The sequence below is a fragment of the Veillonella faecalis genome, assembly GCF_024677885.1.
GTDB lineage: Bacteria > Bacillota > Negativicutes > Veillonellales > Veillonellaceae > Veillonella > Veillonella nakazawae.
This window is the reverse complement of record NZ_JALBWL010000001.1, coordinates 543,567-565,946: the sequence shown is the minus strand read 5'-3', so window position 1 is coordinate 565,946 and position 22,380 is coordinate 543,567. Positions and strand designations below refer to the sequence as shown.

The 22,380-nt window shown below is 36.9% G+C and carries 21 protein-coding genes; all 21 read left to right on the top strand.

Going from position 1 to position 22,380, the window contains the following annotated elements:
• Positions 1–7: 7 nt before the first annotated feature.
• The 21 genes from rsgA to MOQ65_RS02535 all read left to right on the top strand — a co-directional run bounded on the left by rsgA (position 8) and on the right by MOQ65_RS02535 (position 22,300).
• Positions 8–871 (top strand): ribosome small subunit-dependent GTPase A, encoded by an 864-nt coding sequence (rsgA, locus tag MOQ65_RS02635; RefSeq protein WP_213467808.1) that lies wholly within the window; start codon positions 8–10, stop codon positions 869–871.
• A gap of 1 nt (position 872) precedes the next feature.
• Positions 873–1,523 carry a ribulose-phosphate 3-epimerase gene (rpe, locus tag MOQ65_RS02630; protein ID WP_257846555.1) on the top strand — a complete coding sequence of 217 codons (651 nt, stop codon included), beginning with the start codon at positions 873–875 and terminating at the stop codon, positions 1,521–1,523.
• A 249-nt stretch (positions 1,524–1,772) separates the two neighbouring features.
• Positions 1,773–2,486: a 30S ribosomal protein S2 gene (gene rpsB / locus MOQ65_RS02625; RefSeq protein ID WP_060924643.1), complete on the top strand. Its 714-nt coding sequence runs from the start codon at positions 1,773–1,775 to the stop codon at positions 2,484–2,486.
• Between the two features lie 115 nt (positions 2,487–2,601).
• Entirely contained in the window at positions 2,602–3,282 is a 681-nt protein-coding gene (gene tsf / locus MOQ65_RS02620; RefSeq protein WP_156719085.1) for a translation elongation factor Ts, read from the top strand.
• 62 nt (positions 3,283–3,344) lie between these two features.
• Positions 3,345–4,070, top strand: coding sequence for a UMP kinase (gene pyrH, locus MOQ65_RS02615; protein ID WP_024066541.1), 726 nt, complete (start codon positions 3,345–3,347; stop codon positions 4,068–4,070).
• Positions 4,071–4,075: 5 nt separating this feature from the next.
• The gene (gene frr, locus MOQ65_RS02610; RefSeq protein ID WP_024066542.1) at positions 4,076–4,636 is read left to right on the top strand and encodes a ribosome recycling factor; all 561 of its coding nucleotides are present in this window, start codon (positions 4,076–4,078) and stop codon (positions 4,634–4,636) included.
• Entirely contained in the window at positions 4,636–4,887 is a 252-nt protein-coding gene (locus MOQ65_RS02605) for a hypothetical protein (RefSeq protein ID WP_105085568.1), read from the top strand. The genes frr and MOQ65_RS02605 overlap by 1 nt, the downstream gene beginning before the upstream one ends.
• A complete protein-coding gene (uppS, locus tag MOQ65_RS02600; protein ID WP_213467809.1) occupies positions 4,868–5,632 on the top strand; it encodes an undecaprenyl pyrophosphate synthase in 765 nt (254 codons plus the stop codon). The genes MOQ65_RS02605 and uppS overlap by 20 nt, the downstream gene beginning before the upstream one ends.
• 3 nt (positions 5,633–5,635) lie before the next feature.
• Positions 5,636–6,460, top strand: a complete 825-nt coding sequence (locus tag MOQ65_RS02595) for a phosphatidate cytidylyltransferase (protein WP_105094335.1) — start codon at positions 5,636–5,638, stop codon at positions 6,458–6,460.
• Positions 6,461–6,478: 18 nt separating this feature from the next.
• Positions 6,479–7,624 carry a 1-deoxy-D-xylulose-5-phosphate reductoisomerase gene (locus MOQ65_RS02590; RefSeq protein WP_257846554.1) on the top strand — a complete coding sequence of 382 codons (1,146 nt, stop codon included), beginning with the start codon at positions 6,479–6,481 and terminating at the stop codon, positions 7,622–7,624.
• A gap of 8 nt (positions 7,625–7,632) precedes the next feature.
• A complete protein-coding gene (gene rseP, locus MOQ65_RS02585) occupies positions 7,633–8,649 on the top strand; it encodes an RIP metalloprotease RseP (RefSeq protein ID WP_060924640.1) in 1,017 nt (338 codons plus the stop codon).
• A gap of 18 nt (positions 8,650–8,667) precedes the next feature.
• Positions 8,668–9,753 (top strand): flavodoxin-dependent (E)-4-hydroxy-3-methylbut-2-enyl-diphosphate synthase, encoded by a 1,086-nt coding sequence (ispG, locus tag MOQ65_RS02580; protein ID WP_129822990.1) that lies wholly within the window; start codon positions 8,668–8,670, stop codon positions 9,751–9,753.
• Positions 9,747–11,465, top strand: coding sequence for a proline--tRNA ligase (locus MOQ65_RS02575; protein ID WP_257846553.1), 1,719 nt, complete (start codon positions 9,747–9,749; stop codon positions 11,463–11,465). Before ispG ends, MOQ65_RS02575 begins: the two co-directional genes overlap by 7 nt.
• Positions 11,466–11,582: 117 nt before the next feature.
• A complete protein-coding gene (locus MOQ65_RS02570; RefSeq protein WP_105094337.1) occupies positions 11,583–12,410 on the top strand; it encodes a PHP domain-containing protein in 828 nt (275 codons plus the stop codon).
• A 15-nt stretch (positions 12,411–12,425) separates the two neighbouring features.
• A complete protein-coding gene (locus MOQ65_RS02565) occupies positions 12,426–13,301 on the top strand; it encodes an Asp23/Gls24 family envelope stress response protein (protein ID WP_257846552.1) in 876 nt (291 codons plus the stop codon).
• Between the two features lie 8 nt (positions 13,302–13,309).
• Positions 13,310–14,626: a tRNA (N6-isopentenyl adenosine(37)-C2)-methylthiotransferase MiaB gene (gene miaB / locus MOQ65_RS02560; RefSeq protein WP_257846551.1), complete on the top strand. Its 1,317-nt coding sequence runs from the start codon at positions 13,310–13,312 to the stop codon at positions 14,624–14,626.
• A gap of 2 nt (positions 14,627–14,628) precedes the next feature.
• Positions 14,629–17,262 carry a DNA mismatch repair protein MutS gene (gene mutS, locus MOQ65_RS02555; protein ID WP_257846550.1) on the top strand — a complete coding sequence of 878 codons (2,634 nt, stop codon included), beginning with the start codon at positions 14,629–14,631 and terminating at the stop codon, positions 17,260–17,262.
• Positions 17,262–19,325 (top strand): DNA mismatch repair endonuclease MutL, encoded by a 2,064-nt coding sequence (gene mutL, locus MOQ65_RS02550; protein WP_257846549.1) that lies wholly within the window; start codon positions 17,262–17,264, stop codon positions 19,323–19,325. Before mutS ends, mutL begins: the two co-directional genes overlap by 1 nt.
• 1 nt (position 19,326) lies before the next feature.
• Positions 19,327–20,139: a class I SAM-dependent methyltransferase gene (locus MOQ65_RS02545; RefSeq protein ID WP_257846548.1), complete on the top strand. Its 813-nt coding sequence runs from the start codon at positions 19,327–19,329 to the stop codon at positions 20,137–20,139.
• Positions 20,136–21,065 carry a tRNA (adenosine(37)-N6)-dimethylallyltransferase MiaA gene (miaA, locus tag MOQ65_RS02540; protein WP_257846547.1) on the top strand — a complete coding sequence of 310 codons (930 nt, stop codon included), beginning with the start codon at positions 20,136–20,138 and terminating at the stop codon, positions 21,063–21,065. The genes MOQ65_RS02545 and miaA overlap by 4 nt, the downstream gene beginning before the upstream one ends.
• Entirely contained in the window at positions 21,062–22,300 is a 1,239-nt protein-coding gene (locus MOQ65_RS02535) for a methionine gamma-lyase family protein (RefSeq protein WP_257846546.1), read from the top strand. Before miaA ends, MOQ65_RS02535 begins: the two co-directional genes overlap by 4 nt.
• The last annotated feature ends 80 nt before the right edge of the window (positions 22,301–22,380 follow it).

Sequence of the window (22,380 nt, the reverse complement as noted above, 5' to 3'; positions counted from 1 at the left end):
GGGAATTATGATTACAGGTATTGTTGTCAAAAATATGAATGGTTACTTTTATGTACAAGACGATGCAAGTACTGTTCATGAATGTAAAGTTCGAGGTAGATTAAAGAAAGGTCGCTATAGTTTACTTGTCGGTGATCGTGTTACGATTTCTGAGGATGGATTCGTTGAGTCCATCCTCGATCGTCATAATTCCATGGTTAGACCTGCGGTAGCTAATATTGATCAAGTCGTATTGGTTGTAGCTGCTCATGAACCCGATATTAATGAGCTTTTACTAAATAAAATGCTTGTCATGATTGAACATGCAGATATACCGATTGTATTATGTATTAACAAATGTGATTTGATGGATCCAGATACAGAAGCCATGGTAAAGCTTTATAAGTCTATTGGCTATGAAGTATTGATGACATCTACATATAATATGACAGGTATTGATGAGTTACGTCGTGTGTTAGCGCATAAGGTAACTGCCTTTGCAGGCCCTTCTGGTGTTGGTAAAAGTAGTCTATTAAATGCTGTTGATCCTAAGTTTGCATTCCAAACGGGTGAGGTTAGTGACAAAATAAAGCGCGGTAAACATACCACCCGTCATGCTTCTTTATATAGTTTGGATTCAGATTCTTTTATTATGGATACACCTGGATTTAGTGCAATTGAGTTTAACGATGTTTCATTAGAACGGTTACCTACGTTATTCCCTGAATTTAGTAATTATGTTGATACATGTAAATTTAATCCTTGTTATCATGAGCATGAACCTATTTGTGGCATAAAAGATGCTTTAGATGCAGGCCATATTCATCAAGGACGATATGATGCATATATGTCTATACGTAATGACATAGAAAGTCAACGAAAGAGGTTTTAAAATGATTAAAATTGCACCATCTATGCTCTCTGCAAATTTTGCAACATTAAGCGAAGAAATAAAATCTATTGAATTAGCTGGAGCTGATTTATTGCATATTGATATTATGGATGGTCATTTTGTACCAAACCTAACATTTGGTGCACCTATCGTGAAAGCCATCCGTCCTTATACACAATTACCATTTGATGTTCACTTAATGGTTACAAATCCTGGTGACTATGTAGAAGAATTTGCAAAGATTGGTGTAGAGTATTTTACATTTCATCAAGAAACTGTGCCACATATGCATCGTTTAATCCAACATATTAAACAATGTGGCATGAAAGCAGGGGTTGCACTTAATCCAAGTACACCAGTGTCCTTGTTAGAGGATGTGGCTGCTGATCTAGACATGATTTTAATTATGTCTGTAAATCCTGGCTTTGGTGGGCAATCTTTTATTCCCAATGCTATTAAAAAAGTTAAGCAAACTAAAATGCTACTAGAAGAAGTAGATAATACAACTGCAGTTATTGAAGTAGATGGTGGCATTAATGATATTACATGTGTTCCAATTAAAAGAGCAGGTGCTACTGTTTTAGTAGCAGGATCTGCTGTATTTGGCGCTGATGATCGAGCACATATGATTGAATCTATTCGCAATAATTAATATTTATATTAGTATCGGCGATATAGAATACAAGCTTTAATATAGTCTATTGATGATTCATTCATTAAATTAAAATAAGGAGTGATGGATTCTTAAAGAAATCCTTACTCCTTGCTTGCTTTTACAATAATTATTTGTTAAAATTATCAGGTATGAAAAATATGCACGTCGGTGGACTTCGGTACTGTGCCTAATTTTGGGTGACCCGAAGGATGAAGCGGCGGAGGTTAATTAACAGGAGGTGCCACAATGGCAGTAGTATCAATGAAACAATTATTAGAGGCTGGTGTACACTTTGGTCATCAGACTAGAAGATGGAACCCTAAAATGGCGAAATTCATCTTCACTGAACGCAATGGTATTTATATCATTGACTTGTCTAAAACAGTTAAAAAAGTAGAAGAAGCTTACTCTTTCTTACGCGAAGTTGCTTCCCAAGGCGAAGTAATCTTGTTCGTAGGTACTAAAAAACAAGCTCAAGAAGCTATTAAAGAAGAAGCTATCCGCGCTAACATGTTCTTCGTTAACGAACGTTGGTTGGGCGGTATGTTGACTAACTTCAAAACAATTGAAACTCGTATTAAACGTTTAAAACAATTGGAAGCTATGGCAGAAGATGGTACTTTTGAAGTATTGCCTAAAAAAGAAGTTATCGGTCTTCGTCATGAAATGGAAAAATTGGAAAAATACCTTGGCGGTATCAAAGATATGCCTAAAATGCCAGGTGCTCTTTTCGTAGTTGATCCTAAAAAAGAAAAAATCGCTATTGCAGAAGCTAAAAAATTGGGTATTCCAGTTGTTGCAACAGTTGACACTAATTGTGATCCAGATGAAGTTGAATTCCCAATCCCAGCAAATGATGACGCTATTCGTGCTGTAAAATTATTGGCTGGTAAAATGGCTGACGCTGTTCTTGAAGGTCGTCAAGGCGAATCCTTGGACGGTGCTGAAGCTGCGGAATAATTCTGCAAAGCTACTAAATCATTTCTGATTAGCATTTGAAAGATAAATCTATAACATATATAATTAGGGTAAGGACTATATCCTTACCTTAATTAATACTAGGAGGAACAAAATAATGGCAATTACTGCTGCTTTGGTAAAAGAATTGCGCGACATGACTGGCGCAGGTATGATGGACGCTAAAAAAGCATTGGTTGAAACTGACGGTAATATCGAAAAAGCGGTTGACCTTCTTCGTGAAAAAGGTTTAGCTGCTGCTGCTAAAAAAGCAGGTCGTATCGCAGCTGAAGGTGTAGTACAATCTTACATCCATGCTGGTGGTCGTATTGGCGTATTGGTAGAAGTTAACTGCGAAACTGACTTCGTTGCTAAAACTGATGATTTCCAAAGCTTGGCACGCGATATCGCAATGCAAATCGCAGCTGTAAACCCTACATACTTGAACCGTGAAGAAGTTCCTGCTGAAGTAATCGAACACGAAAAACAAGTATTGTTGGAACAAGCTAAAGTAGAAGCTGAAGAAGACGTAAAAGCTGGCCGTAAACCAAAACCTGAAGCTGTTTTGGAAAAAATGGTTGCTGGTCGTATTGAAAAATTCTATAAAGAGAACTGCCTATTAGAACAAGTATTCATTAAAGATGGCGACAAAACAGTTACAGACATCATTAATGAAAATATTGCAAAAATCGGTGAAAACATCAACGTACGTCGTTTTGTTCGCTACGGTTTGGGCGAAGGCATTGAAAAACGCCAAGATGACTTCGTAGCTGAAGTAATGGCATCTGTTGGTAAATAATTAAGAAATAATAAGAGAACACCGTACAGTGTTCTCTTATTTTGCAATAGAGGAGTAAACACATGGCAAAGAGAAACTTTAGACGTATTGTTTTGAAGTTGAGTGGTGAAGCATTAGCGGGTGAACAAGGTTTTGGTATTAACCCTGATGTTGTTGAAGAATTTGCAAAAGAAATTGCTGCTTTAGCAAAATCCACTGATTTAGAAATCGCAATTGTTGTTGGTGGCGGTAACTTATGGAGAGGATTAGCTGGTAGTAACCAAGGTATGGATCGTGCTACAGCTGACTATATGGGTATGCTAGCAACAGTAATGAACTCCTTAGCATTGCAAGATGCATTAGAACAAGCAGGCGTAGATACTCGCGTTCAAACTGCTATCGAAATGCAAGAAATTGCAGAACCTTATATTCGTCGTCGTGCCATCCGTCATTTAGAGAAAAAACGTATCGTAATCTTCGGTGCTGGTCTTGGTAAACCATATTTCTCTACAGATACGACTGCTGCATTACGGGCTGCTGAAATTGAAGCAGATGCAATTCTGATGGCGAAGAAATTTGCTGACGGTGTATATGATTCTGATCCTAAAACGAATCCTAATGCCGTTAAATTTGATGAATTAACATATAATGATATCATTACAAAAGAATTAAAGGTTATGGATGCAACATCCACAACTTTATGTAAAGATAACAATATTCCTATTATCGTATTTAGCATGGACATTCCGGGTAACATTACAAAAGCCGCTAAAGGTGAAGAGATTGGTACCATTGTTCGAGGAGAATAATTCAAATGGAAATTAAAGAATTGTTACAACAAGCAGAAGAACGCATGAATAAGTCTATTGAGGCTTTAAAACATGAATTCGCATCTATTCGTACAGGCCGTGCTAGTGTAGCATTGCTTGATAAAGTAATGGTTGATTATTATGGTAGCCCTACTCCAATTAACCAAGTTGCGAATATCTCTGTACCTGAGCCTCGCATGATTGTAATTGCACCTTGGGATAAAACTATGATTGGTGCCATTGAAAAGGCAATTTTACAATCTGATCTTGGTTTAAACCCAGGTAATGATGGTGCTCAAATTCGTTTAACTATTCCTCAATTAACTGAGGAGCGCCGTAAAGAAATCGTTAAGGTTGTTCATAAAAAAGCTGAAGATGCTAAAGTTGCAGTACGTAACATTCGTCGTGATGTAAATGATGCATTGAAAAAAGAAGAAAAAGCTAAAACAATTACTGAAGATGATGCTAAAGACGGTTTAGATCAAATCCAAAAACTTACAGATGCTAAAATTAAGCAGATTGATGAGTTAAAAGCAGTAAAAGAAAAGGACGTATTAGAAGTATAATGTTAGATTCTAATAGCCTTATTGGAATGCCATGGCAGCTTGCAAAGTCTCGTTTGCAGGCTGCCCATATTCCTTTTAAGGTAATGATTGGGGGATCCTTTAATCGCTTTTTTGATATTGCCGATAAAGGACTTTATGTAGCACGTATTACCAAGGTTGATGAGTGTTTACATATACTAGTGTATAGACCAATGATTGCCAGCGACTTCGGAAATTCTATCGAGGTAGACTATGCTAAAGAAATTATTTAACCGTAAACCATCTGATACGCCTGATATTGATAGTAATGCAATACCAAAACACGTTGCTATTATTATGGATGGCAATGGTCGTTGGGCTAAACGAAGAGGGATGCCACGATCTATGGGGCATCGTGCAGGAGCCGACGTATTAAAGCAGATTGTTATTGCTGCAGATGAGATTGGAATTAGAGCTCTTACGGTATATGGTTTCTCCACAGAGAACTGGAAGCGTCCTGAACAGGAAGTTTCTTTACTTATGGCTCTCATAAAAGAATACTTAAACAATAATGTTAAGTATATGCATGAACATAATGTACGCATTCGCTTTATTGGATATATTAGTGCTCTTTCTGATGAGCTTCAAAAGATTATTTGCGATGCAGAATTATTAACTCAGAATAATACAGGCCTTACCTTACAGTTAGCTATAAACTATGGTGGGCGTGATGAAATAGTAAGAACTATCCGCAACATTACAAACTCTGTTGCAGATGGAACTATAACTACAGACGATATTACAGAAGACTATGTTAGCTCCCAACTTTTCACGAAGGAGTTTAGTGATGTAGACTTATTAATTCGTCCAAGTAGTGATTTTAGAATTAGTAACTTTTTATTGTGGCAGCTAGCTTATGCTGAATTCTGGTTTACTGATTTACATTGGCCGGATTTCACTAAAGAAACATTATTGGAAGCTGTTGCAGCATATCAAAAACGAGAACGCCGATTTGGTGGCTTACGTGATGAGGAATAAAAAATGTTAAAAACACGTGTTATAACCGCTGTTATAGGTTTTATTATTGCCTTAGGGGCCATTACATTAGGCGGATCTGTGTATGATGTTCTTATTACATTATTAGCTCTATTGGGATGGCGTGAGTTTGTTTTACTAGGTAAAGCTAAACATGTGCGAATGTCCATTTTATGGGGTTATATTAGTATTTTATTATTGATGATTGCCTTTGCATGTCATCAGTATATTTTAGCAATTGCTATAGTAGTATTGAGTTTATCAGCCAATTATATGTTATGTACATTTGGTGAAAATAAATACTCTTTAGCTAGCGTTTCTTTTAGTGTATTTGGTTTATTATATGTTGGTATTGGCATGATTTCTTTGCTCATGATTCGTCATGACTCTATTTACATGTCTTTATCAATGCCCTTTGAATTATATAATTGGGGAACAATTACTCTTTGGCTAGTATTGTTTACCACATGGGCTAGTGATACTTTTGCGTACTTTGCGGGTCGTGCCTTTGGTAAACATAAAATTGTTCCATCCATTAGTCCTAATAAAACATTAGAAGGTTTTATTGGTGGCTTTATTGGCTGTATTATTACAGGTGCTGTATTTTCGTATATCGTGGGTATTCCATGGTGGATGGGTATTCATGTTGGTATGATTAGCGGTATACTTGCACCATTAGGTGATTTATTTGAATCAAAGATTAAACGATTATGTAATGTGAAAGATTCTGGTACCTTATTACCAGGTCATGGCGGTGTATTAGATCGGTTTGATAGCTTATTATTTACGGCACCTATTACATTGATTTATATATTACTATTCTCGTTCTAATCTAATAGAGGTAAGCTTATGAAATACCTAAGTATTATTGGCAGTACTGGCTCAATCGGTACACAGACACTAGATGTGGTGTCTCAACATCCAGATCAATTCAAGGTGGTTGCCCTAGTGGCACATCATAATATTGACCTCTTAGAAAAACAAATTAAAGAATATCAGCCATTAGTAGCCGGTCTAGTTGATGAAAGTGCTTTTAAAGAGCTACAAGGACGCTATACAGGTCCTACAAAACTTGTGGGCGGTAAGGAAGCACTCATAGCTGCTGCTACGATTCAAGAAGCGACTATGGTTGTAACTGCTATTGTTGGTGCTGCAGGTATTGAACCTACTGTAGAGGCTATAAAGAAACGTAAGACTATAGGTCTAGCTAATAAGGAAACATTAGTTGCTGGTGGACCATTGATTACATCTTTGGCTAAGGAGTATGGCGTACAAATTCTACCTATTGATAGTGAACATAGCGCAATATTCCAGTGTTTAGAAGGTCAAAATCGCGAGAATGTTGATTCCTTAATTGTTACCGCTTCTGGTGGTCCTTTACGCACTTGGGATTCTGATAAAATTCAAACTGCCACAGCTGCTGATTGCCTACGTCATCCAACTTGGAATATGGGTAACAAGATTACGATTGACTCTGCATCTCTATTTAATAAAGGGTTAGAAGTAATTGAAGCTCATTGGCTATTTGGTTTTGATTTTGATCATATTGACGTAGTGGTACATCCACAAAGCATTGTTCATTCAATGATACGAATGAAAGATGGGGCCATCTTAGCACAAATGGGGAATCCCGATATGAGGGAGCCTATTCAGTATGCTTTGACATATCCTAAACGTGAAACTTTACATATGAATCATCTAGATTTTTCAAAGGCTTTACAATTAGAATTCTTGCCACCTCGATATGATGATTTCCCGGCTCTTCGTCTTGCTTATGAAGTGGGCCAATCAAGCGGTTTTAAACCAGCTGTGTTTAATGCTGCAAATGAAACTGCAGTTTATGCATTTTTAGATGATAAAATCGCCTTTGGTGATATTTATAAAGTCGTCACATCAGTCCTTGAATCTATGGGACCTGAAGATGACTTTACATTAGACAATTTATTGGCCATCGATAGATGGGCTCGAGAAAAGGCCACATCATTGATGGTATAGGAGTATATATGACAACGGCATTAGCCACAATATTTGTATTTGGTTTAATCGTGTTTATTCATGAATTAGGCCATTTCATTACAGCAAAAATGTCAGGTATGCAAGTAGACGAATTTGCCATTGGTTTTGGACCTGCCATATTCAAGGTTCAAAGAGGGGAAACATTATACTCGATTCGTATCATTCCTCTTGGTGGATTTAATCGTATTGCAGGTATGACACCTGACGAGCCTCTTAATGAGCGCTCATTTTATACTAAACCTGCATGGAAGAAATTTATTGTTATTTCTGCAGGTGCTGTATTTAACTTTTTATTGGCCATAGTTTTATTCTTTGGTCTCAATGCAACAGTAGGTAATCTCACGTATACAAATGATCCTGTTATCGGTAATATCATCCCAGGTAGCGCTGCTGAACAGGCACATTTACAATCTAACGATAGAATTCTTACCATCGATGGTAAGAAAATCTCTACATGGGATGAAATCCGTCCTAGCCTACAAGGTACTGCCAATCATGGTGTTACTGTTGTAGTAGATAGAGAAGGGGAAACTGTAGAAACTACAGTGATTCCAAAAATGGAACAGGATAGTCCTAAAATTGGTATTTATCCTAGTTATACTCGAGAAACTTATAGTATTGGAGAATCTTTTAGTTTAGCCGTTACTCGCACAGGTCAAACAATTGTTGCTATGTTAAGTGGCTTATATGATATGATTCGAGGCACACAGGCAGCAGAGCTATCTGGCCCTGTAGGGATTTCACAAATGGCTGGTACTATTGCACAATCTGGCTTTGCGCCACTATTAAGTTTTGCAGCATTTTTAAGTATTAACTTAGGGGTTATTAATCTTTTGCCATTACCTGTATTAGATGGTGGTCATTTAATTATTATTTTGGCTGAAGCTATCACAGGTCGTAAGTTACCTGCTAAGGCACTTATGTATATTCAAATGGTTGGTGTTGCTTTGATGGTAGCATTATTCTTATATGTAACAACTCAGGATATATTCCGATTACTATAAGATAGATGGGAGATTACAATGATTGTACGTAAACCAACAAATGGTATCTATGTAGGTACAGTTAAAATAGGTGATTATGCACCGGTAAGCATTCAATCTATGATTACCACTGATCCGGTTCACACGGAAAAGGCTATTGCTGAAATAAATCATTTAGCTGAGGCTGGTTGTGAATTAGTACGTGTTGCAGTACCTACAATGGCATCTGCAAAAGCTTTAAAAGCAGTTCGTGCTGGTATCGATATTCCTTTAATTGCTGATATTCATTTCGACTATAAATTAGCTTTAGAAGCTATTGAGAATAATGTTGATGGATTGCGTATCAACCCAGGAAATATTGGCGGAGAGGATAAAGTGTTAGCTGTTATTGAAAAAGCTAAACCTAAACAAATTCCAATTCGTATAGGTGTCAATGCTGGTTCTTTACCTAAGCATATCCTCGATGCTCATGGTGGTCATCCTACAGCAGATGGTATGGTAGAGACTGCATTAGAACATGTGCGAATTCTCGAAAAGCTCGACTATCGCCAAATGAAATTATCCATTAAAGCAACGGAAGTTCCTTTAATGGTAGAAGCCTATCGTAAGTTATCCGATAAGATTCCTTATCCTTTACATTTAGGTGTTACTGAGGCTGGGACGATAAAACAAGGTACCATTAAGTCTGCTATGGGCATTGGTGCTTTATTATTAGACGGTATTGGTGATACATTACGGGTATCTTTAACGGGTGACCCAATACATGAAATAGAAGTAGGCCGAAGTATTTTAAGTAACTTGGGATTACGCAACTTTGGTGCTACAATGATTTCCTGCCCTACATGTGGCCGATGCCAAGTTAATCTGTTTGACATGGCGGGAATTGTAGAGGAGCGCTTAGCATCTATTAAAGCTCCGATTAAAGTTGCTGTTATGGGATGTGTTGTAAATGGGCCCGGTGAGGCTCGTGAAGCTGATTTTGGTATTGCTGGTGGTAATGGTCAAGGTATTGTTTTCCGAAAGGGTGAAGTTATCAAGACTGTACCAGAAGCTGAATTAGTAGATACATTATTTAGAGAAATTGATCAATATTTAGAAAGCTTAAATGAGGAGTCTTTATGTTAGCCACTAAATTATATGCACCTACATTGCGTGAGGTTCCATCTGACGCTGATGTAGTTAGCCAACAGCTTATGCTTCGCGCAGGTTTTATGCGCAAAACTGCAAATGGTTTATATAGCTTTTTGCCATTGGGGTGGAGAAGTATCAAAAAAATTGAAGCCATTGTACGTGAAGAAATGGATCGTGCTAGTGCTCAAGAAATCATGATGCCTATCTTACAACCTGCAGAAATTTGGAAAGAGTCTGGCCGTTGGAACGCATATGGCGCAGAAATGATGCGTATTAATGATCGTCATGATAATGAATTCTGCTTGGGGCCAACTCATGAAGAGATGATTACAACTCTTGTAAAAAATGAGATTAACTCCTATCGTCAATTACCAGTAAATTTATATCAAATCCAAAGTAAATTCCGTGATGAACGTCGTCCACGTTATGGTTTGATGCGTAGTCGCGAATTTATTATGAAAGATGCATATTCTTTTGATGTAGATGAAGCTGGTTTAGACGAATCTTATAAATCTATGTATGATGCATATACACGTATTTTTACGCGTTGTGGGCTTACATTCCGTCCTGTAGAAGCTGATAGTGGTGCCATCGGTGGTAGTGGAACACATGAATTTATGGCAATTGCTGAAGCTGGTGAAGCTGATATTGTATATTGCACAAAATGTGACTATGCTGCAAACATTGAAATTGGTAAACCTGGTATTATGAAACAGGAAGAAGAAGCACTACAAGAGTTATCCGTTGTGGACACTCCAAATGCAAGTACTATTGAAGCTGTGGCGGAAATGTTGAACTTACCACTACATAAAACTATCAAAGCTGTAGTATTCTCCATTGATGGTAAAGTGGTATTAGCAATTGTTCGTGGTGATCATGAAGTCAATGAAGTGGCAGTACAACATGCAGTTTTGGGTTCTGTAGAACCTGAAATGGCTACACCTGAAGAATTAGAAAAAGTTGGCTTAACAGCTGGCTTCATTAGTCCAGTAGGATTAAAACAAACAGAGGAGTTTGCTATTGTTGTGGATGAATCTGTTATGGAATCTTACAATGTTTGTGGCGGTGCCAATAAAAAAGATGCGCACTATGTTAATATCAACCCTAAACGTGACTTTAATGTAGAAGATATTATTGTTGCACCAATTCGTTTAATTACAGATGACGATGTTTGCCCAACTTGTGGTGGTGCATTAGAACATGCTAAAGGTATTGAAGTTGGTCAAGTATTTAAATTAGGCACAAAATATTCTGAAGCATTACAAGCTACATTCTTAGACCAAAACGGTCGTCCTAATCCAATGATTATGGGCTGTTATGGCATTGGTGTATCTCGTACATTAGCTGCAGCTATTGAGCAATACCACGATGAAAATGGTATTATTTGGCCTCGTTCTATTGCACCATTTGAAGCTGTTATCGTACCGATTAATGCTAAAGACGAAGCGTTGATGTCTACAAGTCAAACCATTTATACTGCATTACAAACTGTAGGTGTAGATGTGTTACTTGATGACCGCAAAGATCGCGCTGGTGTAAAATTTAAGGATGCTGATTTAATTGGTTATCCACTTCGTATTACAGTAAGTAAAAATACACTTGAAAATAATGAAGTAGAAATTCAAATTCGTAAGTCTGGAGAAGCCATTACATGTGCTATTGATTCTGTAGCAACTAAGGTTACTGAATTGCTTCAAGATTTATAATTAAATTGCGATTCTAGTGAATACTCATTAGGGTCGCAATTTTTCTTTCTAAACTTGAATTAATAGACTAAATCGGTCATAATTAAAAGATAGGATATTTGTAATGGGAGGTGCTCTATGCTTGTAGATTTTCACATGCATTCCGTTTATTCCGATGGTATTAAAACTCCAAAGGAATTATTGCGTCATGCCTTAGATTGCAATGTATCTATGATGGCTTTAACTGATCATGATGAAATTGATGGAATTAAAGCATTGCGTACCGCACAACTAGAATTAGATCCTAATGAAACGATTAAAATTATAAACGGCTGTGAATTTAGTGCTGATTATAAAGATAAGTCTATCCACATTTTAGGATATTGTTTTGATGAAAATAATGAAGAGTTAAATGATTTTATTACGTTCTTCAAAAGAAAACGTGAAGAACGTATTGATGAAATTATAAGACGCTGTAATATCGAAGGTTATTATATTACAAAAGAAGATTTAATCAAACAATTTCCTGATACTAAAGCTTATGGACGTCCACATATAGGTACACTTTTAATCAATGGTGGATATGCTAAGGATGTTAATGAAGTCTTTAGAGGGATCCTTCGTAAGGATAGTCCTTGCTATGTGCCTAAGGTTAAGGTTGAGGTTCCATATATTATTGATATTATTCATAAAGCTGGAGGCCTTGCCGTTATGGCTCATCCTAAATTAGTATCTAGTGATGAGTATGTAGTAGAAATGTTAGCTTATGATTTTGATGGTATGGAGGTTTACCATACTAAACATAACGCGGATGATGTGAAACGATATAAAGCATTAGCTACAGAACATAACTTGTTTATTACAGGTGGTTCTGATTATCATGGTATTCCAGGAAAGGCACCAGATAAATTTGGAGACTACTTGGTATCATCTGAGAATGTATCAGAATTTATTAGTTTGTTATAAATAATGAGGTTGACTATGGAAGTCATTGCATTTGTAGGTAGTAGTGGCACTGGTAAAAGCCATCGTGCGCTCGTAGTTGCTCATGAAAACAATATTGAATGTATTATCGATGATGGCATTTTAATTCACGATAATAAGATTGTAGCTGGTTTTTCTGCTAAGAAGGAATCTAGCCGATTAAAAGCTGTTCGTCGTGCTATTTTCCAAGATGAAGTGCAAGTAAAATCAGTACGTGAGCAATTAGATAAAATCAATCCTAATAAACTTATGATTATTGGTACATCCGATAATATGGTTAAGAAAATTACTAAAGCATTAGGCTTGCAAGATCCTGATCGGTATATTCGCATTGAGGACGTTGCTACACCTAAAGAAATTGAAAGGGCACAACATGCTCGTCTAAAAGAAGGTAAACATATTATTCCAGTTCCAACGATGGAATTGAAACCTCACTTTAGAGGGTACTTAATTGATCCAATCAAAACTATGTGGCGTCGACGTACATTAAAAAAACAAGACCAAGATACATTGGGGCAAATTGGGTCAGAAGGCTTTGAACGTTCTGTAGTACGCCCTGCTTTCAGCTATTATGGACGACTCACCTTTGATGATGATGTAATTATTAAATTGATTCGCAATGGCCTTAAAAAAGTAGCTGGTGTTGACGAGTCTAGTGTTATTTCTTTCAAAAAAGGTGATAAAGGCCAAAATGGTCTCGTTGTTGATATGGCTGTTGTTATTGAACATGGTTATCCTGTAAAAACATTGATGCAGCAAGTACAAAAATCTGTACGTAATGAGATTGAATACATTACAGGCATGTCTATAGAACGGATGTCCATAAAAGTTAAAAATATTATAGAAACAAAACGTAAGATTGTTAAAGTATAGGAGTTAGAATGAAGTCTTATTATATTTACACCTATGGTTGTCAAATGAATACTGCTGATTCTGAGCGCTTATCGCATCAGTTAGAATCTGTTGGCTATACACCTACAGAGGACGTAGAAACTGCAGATTTAATATTATTAAATACTTGTGCAGTACGTGAGAATGCAGAAACAAAAGTCTATGGCCGCATAGGTGAGCTAATGAGACTGAAGAGAAAAAATAAAAACTTAATTCTTGCTGTTACAGGATGCATGGCACAGAAGAATCAAGCAGAAATGTTTAAGCGCGCTCCCCATATTGATATTGTCTTAGGTACTCATAATATTCAACATATTAATGAAATGATTGAAGAGGTACAACGAGGTCATACACACCAAATCAATGTAGATATGGATAATTCCGTGTTACCTGAATTGGAAGCAAAACCTAATGGTACCTTTTATGCATGGGTACCTATTATGAATGGGTGCAATAAGTTCTGTACGTACTGCATCGTTCCTCACGTTCGTGGTAGAGAAATTAGTCGTCCTGTAGAGGCCATCGTAAAAGAGGTAACCGAACTAGGGGCAAAAGGGTTTAAAGAGATTACTTTGTTGGGGCAAAATGTAAACTCTTATGGCTTAGATTTTAAAGATGGTACTGATTTTGGTACATTAGTGGACGCTCTTGATGGTATTCCAGGTATTGAACGTATTCGTTATATGACAAGTCATCCTCAAGATATGACTAAATCTATGATAGATGCCCTTGGTCGATCTTCTAATATTGTTACTCATTTACATTTACCGATTCAATCTGGTTCAGACCGTATTTTGAAGAAGATGAACCGTCATTATACGGTGGAGTATTATAAAGAATTACTCTCTTACTGTCGTGAGAAAATTAAAGATGTAGTAGTTACTACAGATATTATCGTAGGTTTCCCGGGTGAAACAGAGGAAGATTTCCAAGCTACACTACAATTATTAAAAGATGTACGTTATGATATGGCGTATACGTTTATCTATTCCAAACGTTCTGGAACGCCAGCAGCGACTATGGATGATCAAGTACCAGAAGAGGTTAAACGCGTACGTTTACAAACATTGATGGATGTGCAAAATGAAATCTCTTATGAATTAAATAAACCTATGGAAGGGCAAGTGTTTGATATTATTGTAGAGGGGCCAAGTCCTCGTGATGAAGATATGTGGTTTGGTCGCACATCAGGAAATAAAATGGTATTATTCCCGAAAGACGATTCTTTATCAATTGGCGAAACTGTACCTGCATATATTGATAAAGCACAAACTTGGGTTTGCTACGGTACAATACAAAAGGGGTAAGTATGGCAAAAAAGCAAACACCTATGATGGAGCAGTATTTAGATATTAAATCTAGATATTCTGAAGAATTACTGTTCTTTCGGTTAGGTGACTTTTATGAATTATTTAATGATGATGCATTAATTGCATCTCGTGAACTTAATATAACCTTAACCGGTCGCCCAACAGGAGATGAGGAACGCACACCAATGTGTGGCGTTCCTTTTCATGCTGCTGAGAGTTATATAGAAACATTGGTAAAAAAAGGTTATAAAGTTGCTATTTGTGAACAATTAGAAGATCCTAAAGCAGTTAAGGGTATTGTTAAGCGTGACGTTATTAAGGTTATTACACCGGGAACTGTAATGACTGAAAATGGTAATGATGCACGGTCAAACAATTTTTTATCGTTATTTTATATGGTAAAAGATGCATGGATACTCGTATTTTCAGATGTATCTACTGGGGAAGTTATTTGGCATCGTATTACTGATTGTGAAAAACGAAGTGATATGTTTGATGCACTCAGTATGTATCGTCCAAGTGAAATTATATTGCCTGAAGGAACTGTATTACCGCAAGATATAAAAGACTTTATGGATAATCAATTCAGCAATATTGTATTATCTCCATTTAGTACATATCATACACAACGAGAGGTAGCGGAAAAAGCAGTTACTCACTTTGGTGATTTAGGCCTTATGGAAGAGGATGTATGGGAAGCATTAGGGTATATGCTTTTATATTTAGAGGATATTATTAAGACTGAAATTTCCCATATTAACTATGTACATCAATTGAGTGTAGGTAATCGTCTAATCTTAGATACATCTTCCTTACGTCATCTTGAAATTACCCATAATTTACGTGATGGCGGTCAAAAAGGTACATTACTCGATGTACTTGATCGAACATTGACACCAATGGGGGCGCGCCTATTAAAACAATGGCTTGAAAGTCCGTTGACTGATGTAAATCAAATTCAACGTAGACAAGCTGCCGTAGCAGAACTTATTACACGCGGTGCTGAACGGTCTCATATGCGTAGCTTATTAGATTGTATTTATGATTTTGAGCGCATCGTAGGTCGTGTAGAAACAGGTTCTGTGTCACCTAGAGATTTAACGGCTCTTCGTGAATCTCTAGCAGTATTGCCAGATATTAAAAATGTATTAGGTACATGCTCAAGTTTAGCATTAACATCTATTAATGACCGCATCCAAGATCATAAAGACATTTATGATTTATTATGTCTTGCTATTGCTGACCAACCAGCATTGACATTAAAAGAAGGCCGAGTTATTAAAGATGGTTTCAATCCAGATTTAGATGAACTACGTTCTTTAGCTACTAATAGTGAGCAATGGCTAGCTAAGATGGAAGCTGATATTAAAGAGGCTACTGGTTTATCTAAAATTAAAACTGGTTATAATAAGGTATTTGGATATTACTTTGAAGTATCCCATAGTAAATCTGAACAAGTACCTGATTACTTTATTCGAAAACAAACTTTAGCTAATGCAGAGCGTTATATTACGCCTGAGTTAAAGGAATTTGAAATCAAAATTCTTAGCGCTAAAGACAAGATAATCGCTTTAGAGCATGAATTATATCAACAATTACGAAATGATATAAAACTTGTTATTAAAGATGTACAAGAAACAGCTCGTGCTCTTGCTGAGCTTGATGTATTGTGTTCTTTGGCACTAGTAGGTTACGAAGAAAATTATATTTGCCCTACCATCGTAATGAATGGCCAAATCAATATTCGAGATGGTCGTCATCCTGTAATTGAAAAATTCTTGAAGCGTGAAGTTTTTGTACCAAATGATATCGTTTTAAATCATGATGATGAGGAATTCTTGCTCATTACAGGTCCTAATATGGCCGGTAAATCAACATATATGCGTCAAGCTGCTATTTTGATGATTATGGCTCAAATAGGCTCCTTTATTCCTGCCCGTGAAGCATCTATTTCTCCAGTGGATCGCATCTTTACCCGTGTAGGTGCTAGTGATGATATTTCTACTGGTCAAAGTACGTTCATGGTAGAAATGAAAGAGGTAGCCTATATTTTAGAGAATGCTACACATAACAGCTTAATCATCTTAGATGAAATTGGTCGTGGCACTAGTACATTTGATGGTTTAAGTATCGCTCAAGCTGTAGTTGAGCATATTTGTAAGCATATTCACGGCAAGACATTATTTGCTACCCATTACCATGAGCTAATTAGTTTAGAAGAAAGCTATAGTAAATTAAAGAATTACACTGTAGCTGTAAAAGAAAAAGGTAAGGATGTTGCATTCTTGCGCCGCATCATCAGAGGTGGCGCAGATCGAAGCTATGGTATTCATGTAGCGAGATTGGCAGGATTGCCAAATTCTGTGTTAAAACGTGCAGAGGTAATTTTGGAATCTTTGGAAGACCAAAGTCATGATGCTAGTGATTTAAATAATCGTGTTATGGGAGCTCAACTTAATAATGTCGTGAAGCCAGTTACTAAACAAGTGAGTGATTCTTCACTAGGTAACTTATTTACTCATTCTGTAGTCGATAGCTTACTCGAAGTGGATGTAATGAGTATGACACCGATTGAAGCATTAAATAAATTATATGAACTACAAGAGGAGGCTCGTAAAGGAGGCGGGAAATAATGGCAACCATTCATGTATTGGATGAAACCACAATCAATAAGATAGCTGCTGGTGAAGTTGTGGAACGTCCCGCATCAGTTATTAAAGAGCTCATTGAAAACTCCATTGATGCGTCCGCCACTAATATTGAGGTTGAAATCGGCGATGGCGGTGTAGCTTACATGAGGATTACCGATAATGGTATCGGTATGACAGAGGAAGATGCACGCCTGGCAATTTTGCGTCATGCTACCTCTAAAATACAACAGGTAGAGGATTTATTTGATATAGCATCCCTCGGCTTTCGTGGGGAGGCTTTGGCTAGTATTGCCTCGGTGTCTCATTTTTCTTTGACTACACGTAAAGCTGACTCTGATTTGGGCACTCGTATTACCGTAGATGGTGGTACTTTCACCGATTGTATTCCTTATGGTGTGGCACCTGGTACGACAATTGAAATTAAAGATTTGTTTTATAATACGCCAGCCCGTCGCAAATTCTTGAAAACAGAGCGTACCGAATCTTCTAAAATTCAAGATATTGTAGGCAAACTGGCCCTTAGTAACCCACATATTTCTTTTAAACTCATCGTAGATGACCGTGTGGCTATTATTACGCCTGGAAACGGCATTATTGGTGATACGGTAGCCGCATTATATGGCTATAAAACGAAAGATGATATTTTCACGGTTGCTTATGAAAGTGACTCTATTTATATCGATGGTGTAGTGAGTAAACCAACACTTCTTAAAAGTACAAGAATTTGGCAAACTATTATCGTTAATAACCGTGTTATTTCCGATAAAACAATAATGAAGGCTATCGATAATGCTTACCATGCATTATTACCTAAAAACGGTCATCCTTTAGTGGTACTTAATATTACTGTACCTGCTGGTATGGTTGATATTAACGTTCATCCACGAAAGAGTGAAGTAAAATTCTCAGATGATAAGATAATATTTAAAGCTGTTTATCATGGTATTTTAAACGCCTTAAATAATCCTCTCCATGAGCGATACGAACGAGAATCATCTTCTTATATAAATGGCACAATTAATAATGGAGCTGATTTCCGTAATAACGAAACCAATAGTAATGACGTAAATACTAACAGGAATGCTACAGTTACTAATTCTAGTTCTTATGGTAGTTTATCTCATCATGGCAATAGTACATATGATTCGTATAGAATACCTTCTGTTGTACAAGATGAGATACAGTCTGCTGAGCATATAGCTACTGCGGTAGATTATGACAAAGTATTTGGTAGTCGCCGTACTAAAGGATACGAAGTCATGCGCGGTGAGACTACACAGTTTGTAGAGAGTCTTAAAACTAAGGGTTTTACACCACCTCCGCCAAAGACTACTTATGAACAGTCGTCCTTTACAGACGAAAGCTTCGATGCTGTTCCTACTGAATATACTAGTTATACGAAGGAAGACGTTGATAAATTTAAGTCTTTAGCTCAAGATATTCGTAAAGAAAATACAGAGGAGCGTACTATTCAAAATTCTGGATTCTTACCTATGGGGCAAGTCGCTTCTTGTTATATTTTGGCTAAAAAGGGTGATGATCTCTACATAATAGACCAACACGCAGCTCATGAACGTGTACGTTATGATAAACTTTGTAAGTCTTCTGAATCCATTCCTATGCAATCTATTCTGGTGCCTCAATATAGTGAGGCTACAGATGATGAAATGAATTTGGTAGAGGAAGAGCGTGAAACCTTACTAGATCTTGGGTTTGATGTAGAGTTAGGTGGTCCTACGAAAATAAAATTAGTAGGGGCGCCTGTAGATTTAGTAGAGTCAAAGGCTTTTGAAATTCTCCAATATGTATTCTCTTACTTACATGAACATCAACAGCCTACTAAGGCTCAGTTACGTCATGAAATGCTAGCGTATGCATCTTGTAGAGGGGCCATTAAGGCAGGTCATAATTTAAATATGTATCAAATGACTACCTTAATTGAGGATCTCTTTAGTACTGAGAAACCGTACGTATGTCCTCATGGCCGTCCAACGATAATCAAGTTTACACCTGATGAATTAGGTAAATTATTCTTACGGTCTTAATATGAATATACTAACCACATCTCAAAAATCTAATGAGGTCATTCAGGAGGAAGCCAAAGCACTGGCTTCCTCTATGCATATGACATATATTAAACGAGGTAAAACATCGATACCAGCCTTATTCGGTAAGTATCAATGCGAATATATTGCGGTTCTTGCTGGTTCTGGATTAACGATTCATTTCCCAGATAATCAACAACATACCTTTCATTTGTCTATGGCTCAATTACGTATATTACGTTTACAACGCGGTGAAGGCGATCATCTCGTTAATGCGGTACAAGTCATATTAGATAAAAAAGGATTATCTAATAGAGATAAATTTACGTTTTTAGACTGTACAATTGGCCTTGGTAGTGACAGTATGGTAGTGAGTTATGGTTACCCACAGGCTCAAATAACTGGCCTAGAAGGGTCTTTACCTATATGGCTTGCTACTAGTCATGGCTTAGCTCATTATATTCATAGTGAGGATAGTGTAACGAATGTATTACGACGTATTAAAGTAAATCATGATACCTTTGAGCACTATTTACCAAACCTACCTGACAATAGTATTGATATTATTTATTTTGATCCTATGTTTGAAGTTCCTGTAGAGGAAAGTCCTCAATTCAAACCTCTTCGGGGACATACGGTGGAAAGTCATATAGATGATAAAATCATGGCACAGGCTATGCGTGTTGCCACGTATGGTGTTATTATTAAAGAACGACCATTTAGTTCGGTCTTTCAAAAGTATCCACCGCATCAATGGGTGGGCGGAAAATATAGTCGTATAGGCTATGGTGTATATATGAAGGAGTTAATGTGAATCCCTTAATTACCATTGTTGGACCAACGGCGGTAGGAAAAACAGATCTTACCTTGGACTTAGCAGAACAGCTACATGCTGAGGTTATTTCTGGTGATGCTTACCAAGTATATAAACAACTCAATATTGGTACCGCCAAACCATCGGCAGATGAACTTAATCGGGTAAAACATCATCTTATCGATATATTAGAACCAAATGATTCATATTCAGTATCTATTTTCCAAAATCAATCAAAAGAGATAATTGGTAGGTTAAATGATAGGAATATTCTACCTATTCTATCTGGTGGTACAGGGTTATATGTTCAATCGTTATTAGAGAACTATAACTTTAATGACGTTAAGCCTGATGAAAGTTTACGATCAGAACTAGATGAGCTATTTAATACTAGAGGTATTGATGGTTTACGAGAATATGCTTTCGCCTTAGGAAAAGAACATAATATAGAAATTCAATATAGTGATAAGCATCGTTTGTATCGAGCTATTGAGATATTGCATCATGGTGATGTAGATTCGTTACGTAATCAGACTAAAAATGGTATATCTTATAAAGGGCCTGTTATTGGTCTTATGAGAGATCGTGATCAGTTATATGAGCGCATTAATTTACGCGTTGATATGATGTTTGATGCAGGTTTAATTGAAGAGGTTGAGCAACTTGTTAAGTCCGGTGTAAATCCTGATTGCCAAGCCTTTAAGGGGATTGGCTATAAAGAGGTTGTAGACTATATAAATGGCACTATTAATCTTGATGAATGTAGAGATTTAATTAAGAAAAATACTCGTCATTTCGCAAAGCGACAAATCACTTGGTATAAGCGCATGCCATATATTGAATGGATTCATATTGATAATAATACATCTAAAGATTTTATATTTAATAAAGCTATGGAATTAATTCGTAGAGAAGGATTAGCATGACATTAGAAGAAATACGCAGTAAAGCCCTTGAGCTGGCTGAACCAGAATTTAAGAAATTTGAACCTATTGCATTAGCCAATACAAAAAAGGTATTAGAAGCCTTTAAAGAGTGCCAAGTATCTGATTATCATTTTACAGGTACTACTGGTTATGGCTATAACGATGTGGGCCGTGAGAAGTTAGATGAAGTATTCGCCTATGTATTTAAAGGTGAAAAAGCCATCGTTCGTCCCCATTTTGTTTCTGGTACTCATGCACTAGCAACAACTTTGATTTCTTTAATGGGGAATGGTTCAAAAGGGACCGAATTTATCTATGCAGTTGGGGCTCCTTACGATACGATGCAATCTGTTATCGGTGCATCTCGTGAAGTGCGTGGATCTCTTGTAGAAAAGGGGTTTACCTATACTGAGGTGCCTTTAAAAGATAATACGTATGATGTAGAAGCCATCGCTAATGCTGTTAATGACAATACGCGAGTAGTAGTGATTCAACGCTCTCGTGGTTATAGTACGCGTGAACCATTATCTATTGCAGATATTAAAATTATTGTAGATGCTGTAAAAGCTAAAAACTCGAATACTATTTGTTTTGTAGATAATTGTTATGGTGAATTTACAGAACTGCAAGAACCTTTAGAAGCAGGTGCAGATATTATGGCTGGTTCGCTCATTAAAAATGCAGGGGGCGGCTTAGCACCAACAGGTGGATATATTGTAGGTCGTGAAGACTTAGTTGAAGATGCAGCGTACCAACTCACTGCTCCAGGACTTGGTGATCATATGGGCTCTTATGCGCCTGGTTACCGATTATTCTTCCAAGGCTTGTTTATGGCTCCTCATGTAGTATTACAAGCTCTTAAAGGGGCTGTATATACAGCTGCAGTAGGTGAATTGTTAGGATATGATGTCTTCCCTAAGGTAAATGCTGATCGCTATGATTTAATTCAAGCTATTAATCTAAAAAATGGAGAAGAAATGGAGCACTTCTGTGTAGGTATGCAAGCATATTCTCCTGTAGATGCTCACGTACATCCTATTCCTGGTGATATGCCTGGGTACGAAGATAAAATCATCATGGCCGGTGGTACCTTTGTACAAGGCTCTTCTATTGAATTAAGTGCAGATGGTCCTGTTCGTCCTCCGTATACGATTTTCATGCAAGGTGGACTTGTATTTGAACATTCTATGCTAGGTATTTTAGGTGCTGCAGAAGAATTACTAAAACATAGATAATAATTAGAATCTCTTTCTTTTGATGAAAGGGATTCTTTTTATTTCAAATCTTTTCAATATACCTAATTCTAGGCTATAAT

Excerpts from the sequence above, each read along its gene's own strand:
- MOQ65_RS02595 (WP_105094335.1), top strand. The coding sequence starts at position 5,636 with ATGTTAAAAACACGTGTTATAACCGCTGTTATAGGTTTTATTATTGCC.
- rsgA (WP_213467808.1), top strand. The coding sequence starts at position 8 with ATGATTACAGGTATTGTTGTCAAAAATATGAATGGTTACTTTTATGTA.
- ispG (WP_129822990.1), top strand. The coding sequence starts at position 8,668 with ATGATTGTACGTAAACCAACAAATGGTATCTATGTAGGTACAGTTAAA.
- mutL (WP_257846549.1), top strand. The coding sequence starts at position 17,262 with ATGGCAACCATTCATGTATTGGATGAAACCACAATCAATAAGATAGCT.
- MOQ65_RS02590 (WP_257846554.1), top strand. The coding sequence starts at position 6,479 with ATGAAATACCTAAGTATTATTGGCAGTACTGGCTCAATCGGTACACAG.
- miaB (WP_257846551.1), top strand. The coding sequence starts at position 13,310 with ATGAAGTCTTATTATATTTACACCTATGGTTGTCAAATGAATACTGCT.
- mutS (WP_257846550.1), top strand. The coding sequence starts at position 14,629 with ATGGCAAAAAAGCAAACACCTATGATGGAGCAGTATTTAGATATTAAA.
- MOQ65_RS02570 (WP_105094337.1), top strand. The coding sequence starts at position 11,583 with ATGCTTGTAGATTTTCACATGCATTCCGTTTATTCCGATGGTATTAAA.
- tsf (WP_156719085.1), top strand. The coding sequence starts at position 2,602 with ATGGCAATTACTGCTGCTTTGGTAAAAGAATTGCGCGACATGACTGGC.
- rpe (WP_257846555.1), top strand. The coding sequence starts at position 873 with ATGATTAAAATTGCACCATCTATGCTCTCTGCAAATTTTGCAACATTA.
- rpsB (WP_060924643.1), top strand. The coding sequence starts at position 1,773 with ATGGCAGTAGTATCAATGAAACAATTATTAGAGGCTGGTGTACACTTT.
- MOQ65_RS02565 (WP_257846552.1), top strand. The coding sequence starts at position 12,426 with ATGGAAGTCATTGCATTTGTAGGTAGTAGTGGCACTGGTAAAAGCCAT.
- MOQ65_RS02605 (WP_105085568.1), top strand. The coding sequence starts at position 4,636 with ATGTTAGATTCTAATAGCCTTATTGGAATGCCATGGCAGCTTGCAAAG.
- frr (WP_024066542.1), top strand. The coding sequence starts at position 4,076 with ATGGAAATTAAAGAATTGTTACAACAAGCAGAAGAACGCATGAATAAG.
- MOQ65_RS02545 (WP_257846548.1), top strand. The coding sequence starts at position 19,327 with ATGAATATACTAACCACATCTCAAAAATCTAATGAGGTCATTCAGGAG.
- rseP (WP_060924640.1), top strand. The coding sequence starts at position 7,633 with ATGACAACGGCATTAGCCACAATATTTGTATTTGGTTTAATCGTGTTT.
- MOQ65_RS02535 (WP_257846546.1), top strand. The coding sequence starts at position 21,062 with ATGACATTAGAAGAAATACGCAGTAAAGCCCTTGAGCTGGCTGAACCA.
- MOQ65_RS02575 (WP_257846553.1), top strand. The coding sequence starts at position 9,747 with ATGTTAGCCACTAAATTATATGCACCTACATTGCGTGAGGTTCCATCT.
- pyrH (WP_024066541.1), top strand. The coding sequence starts at position 3,345 with ATGGCAAAGAGAAACTTTAGACGTATTGTTTTGAAGTTGAGTGGTGAA.
- uppS (WP_213467809.1), top strand. The coding sequence starts at position 4,868 with ATGCTAAAGAAATTATTTAACCGTAAACCATCTGATACGCCTGATATT.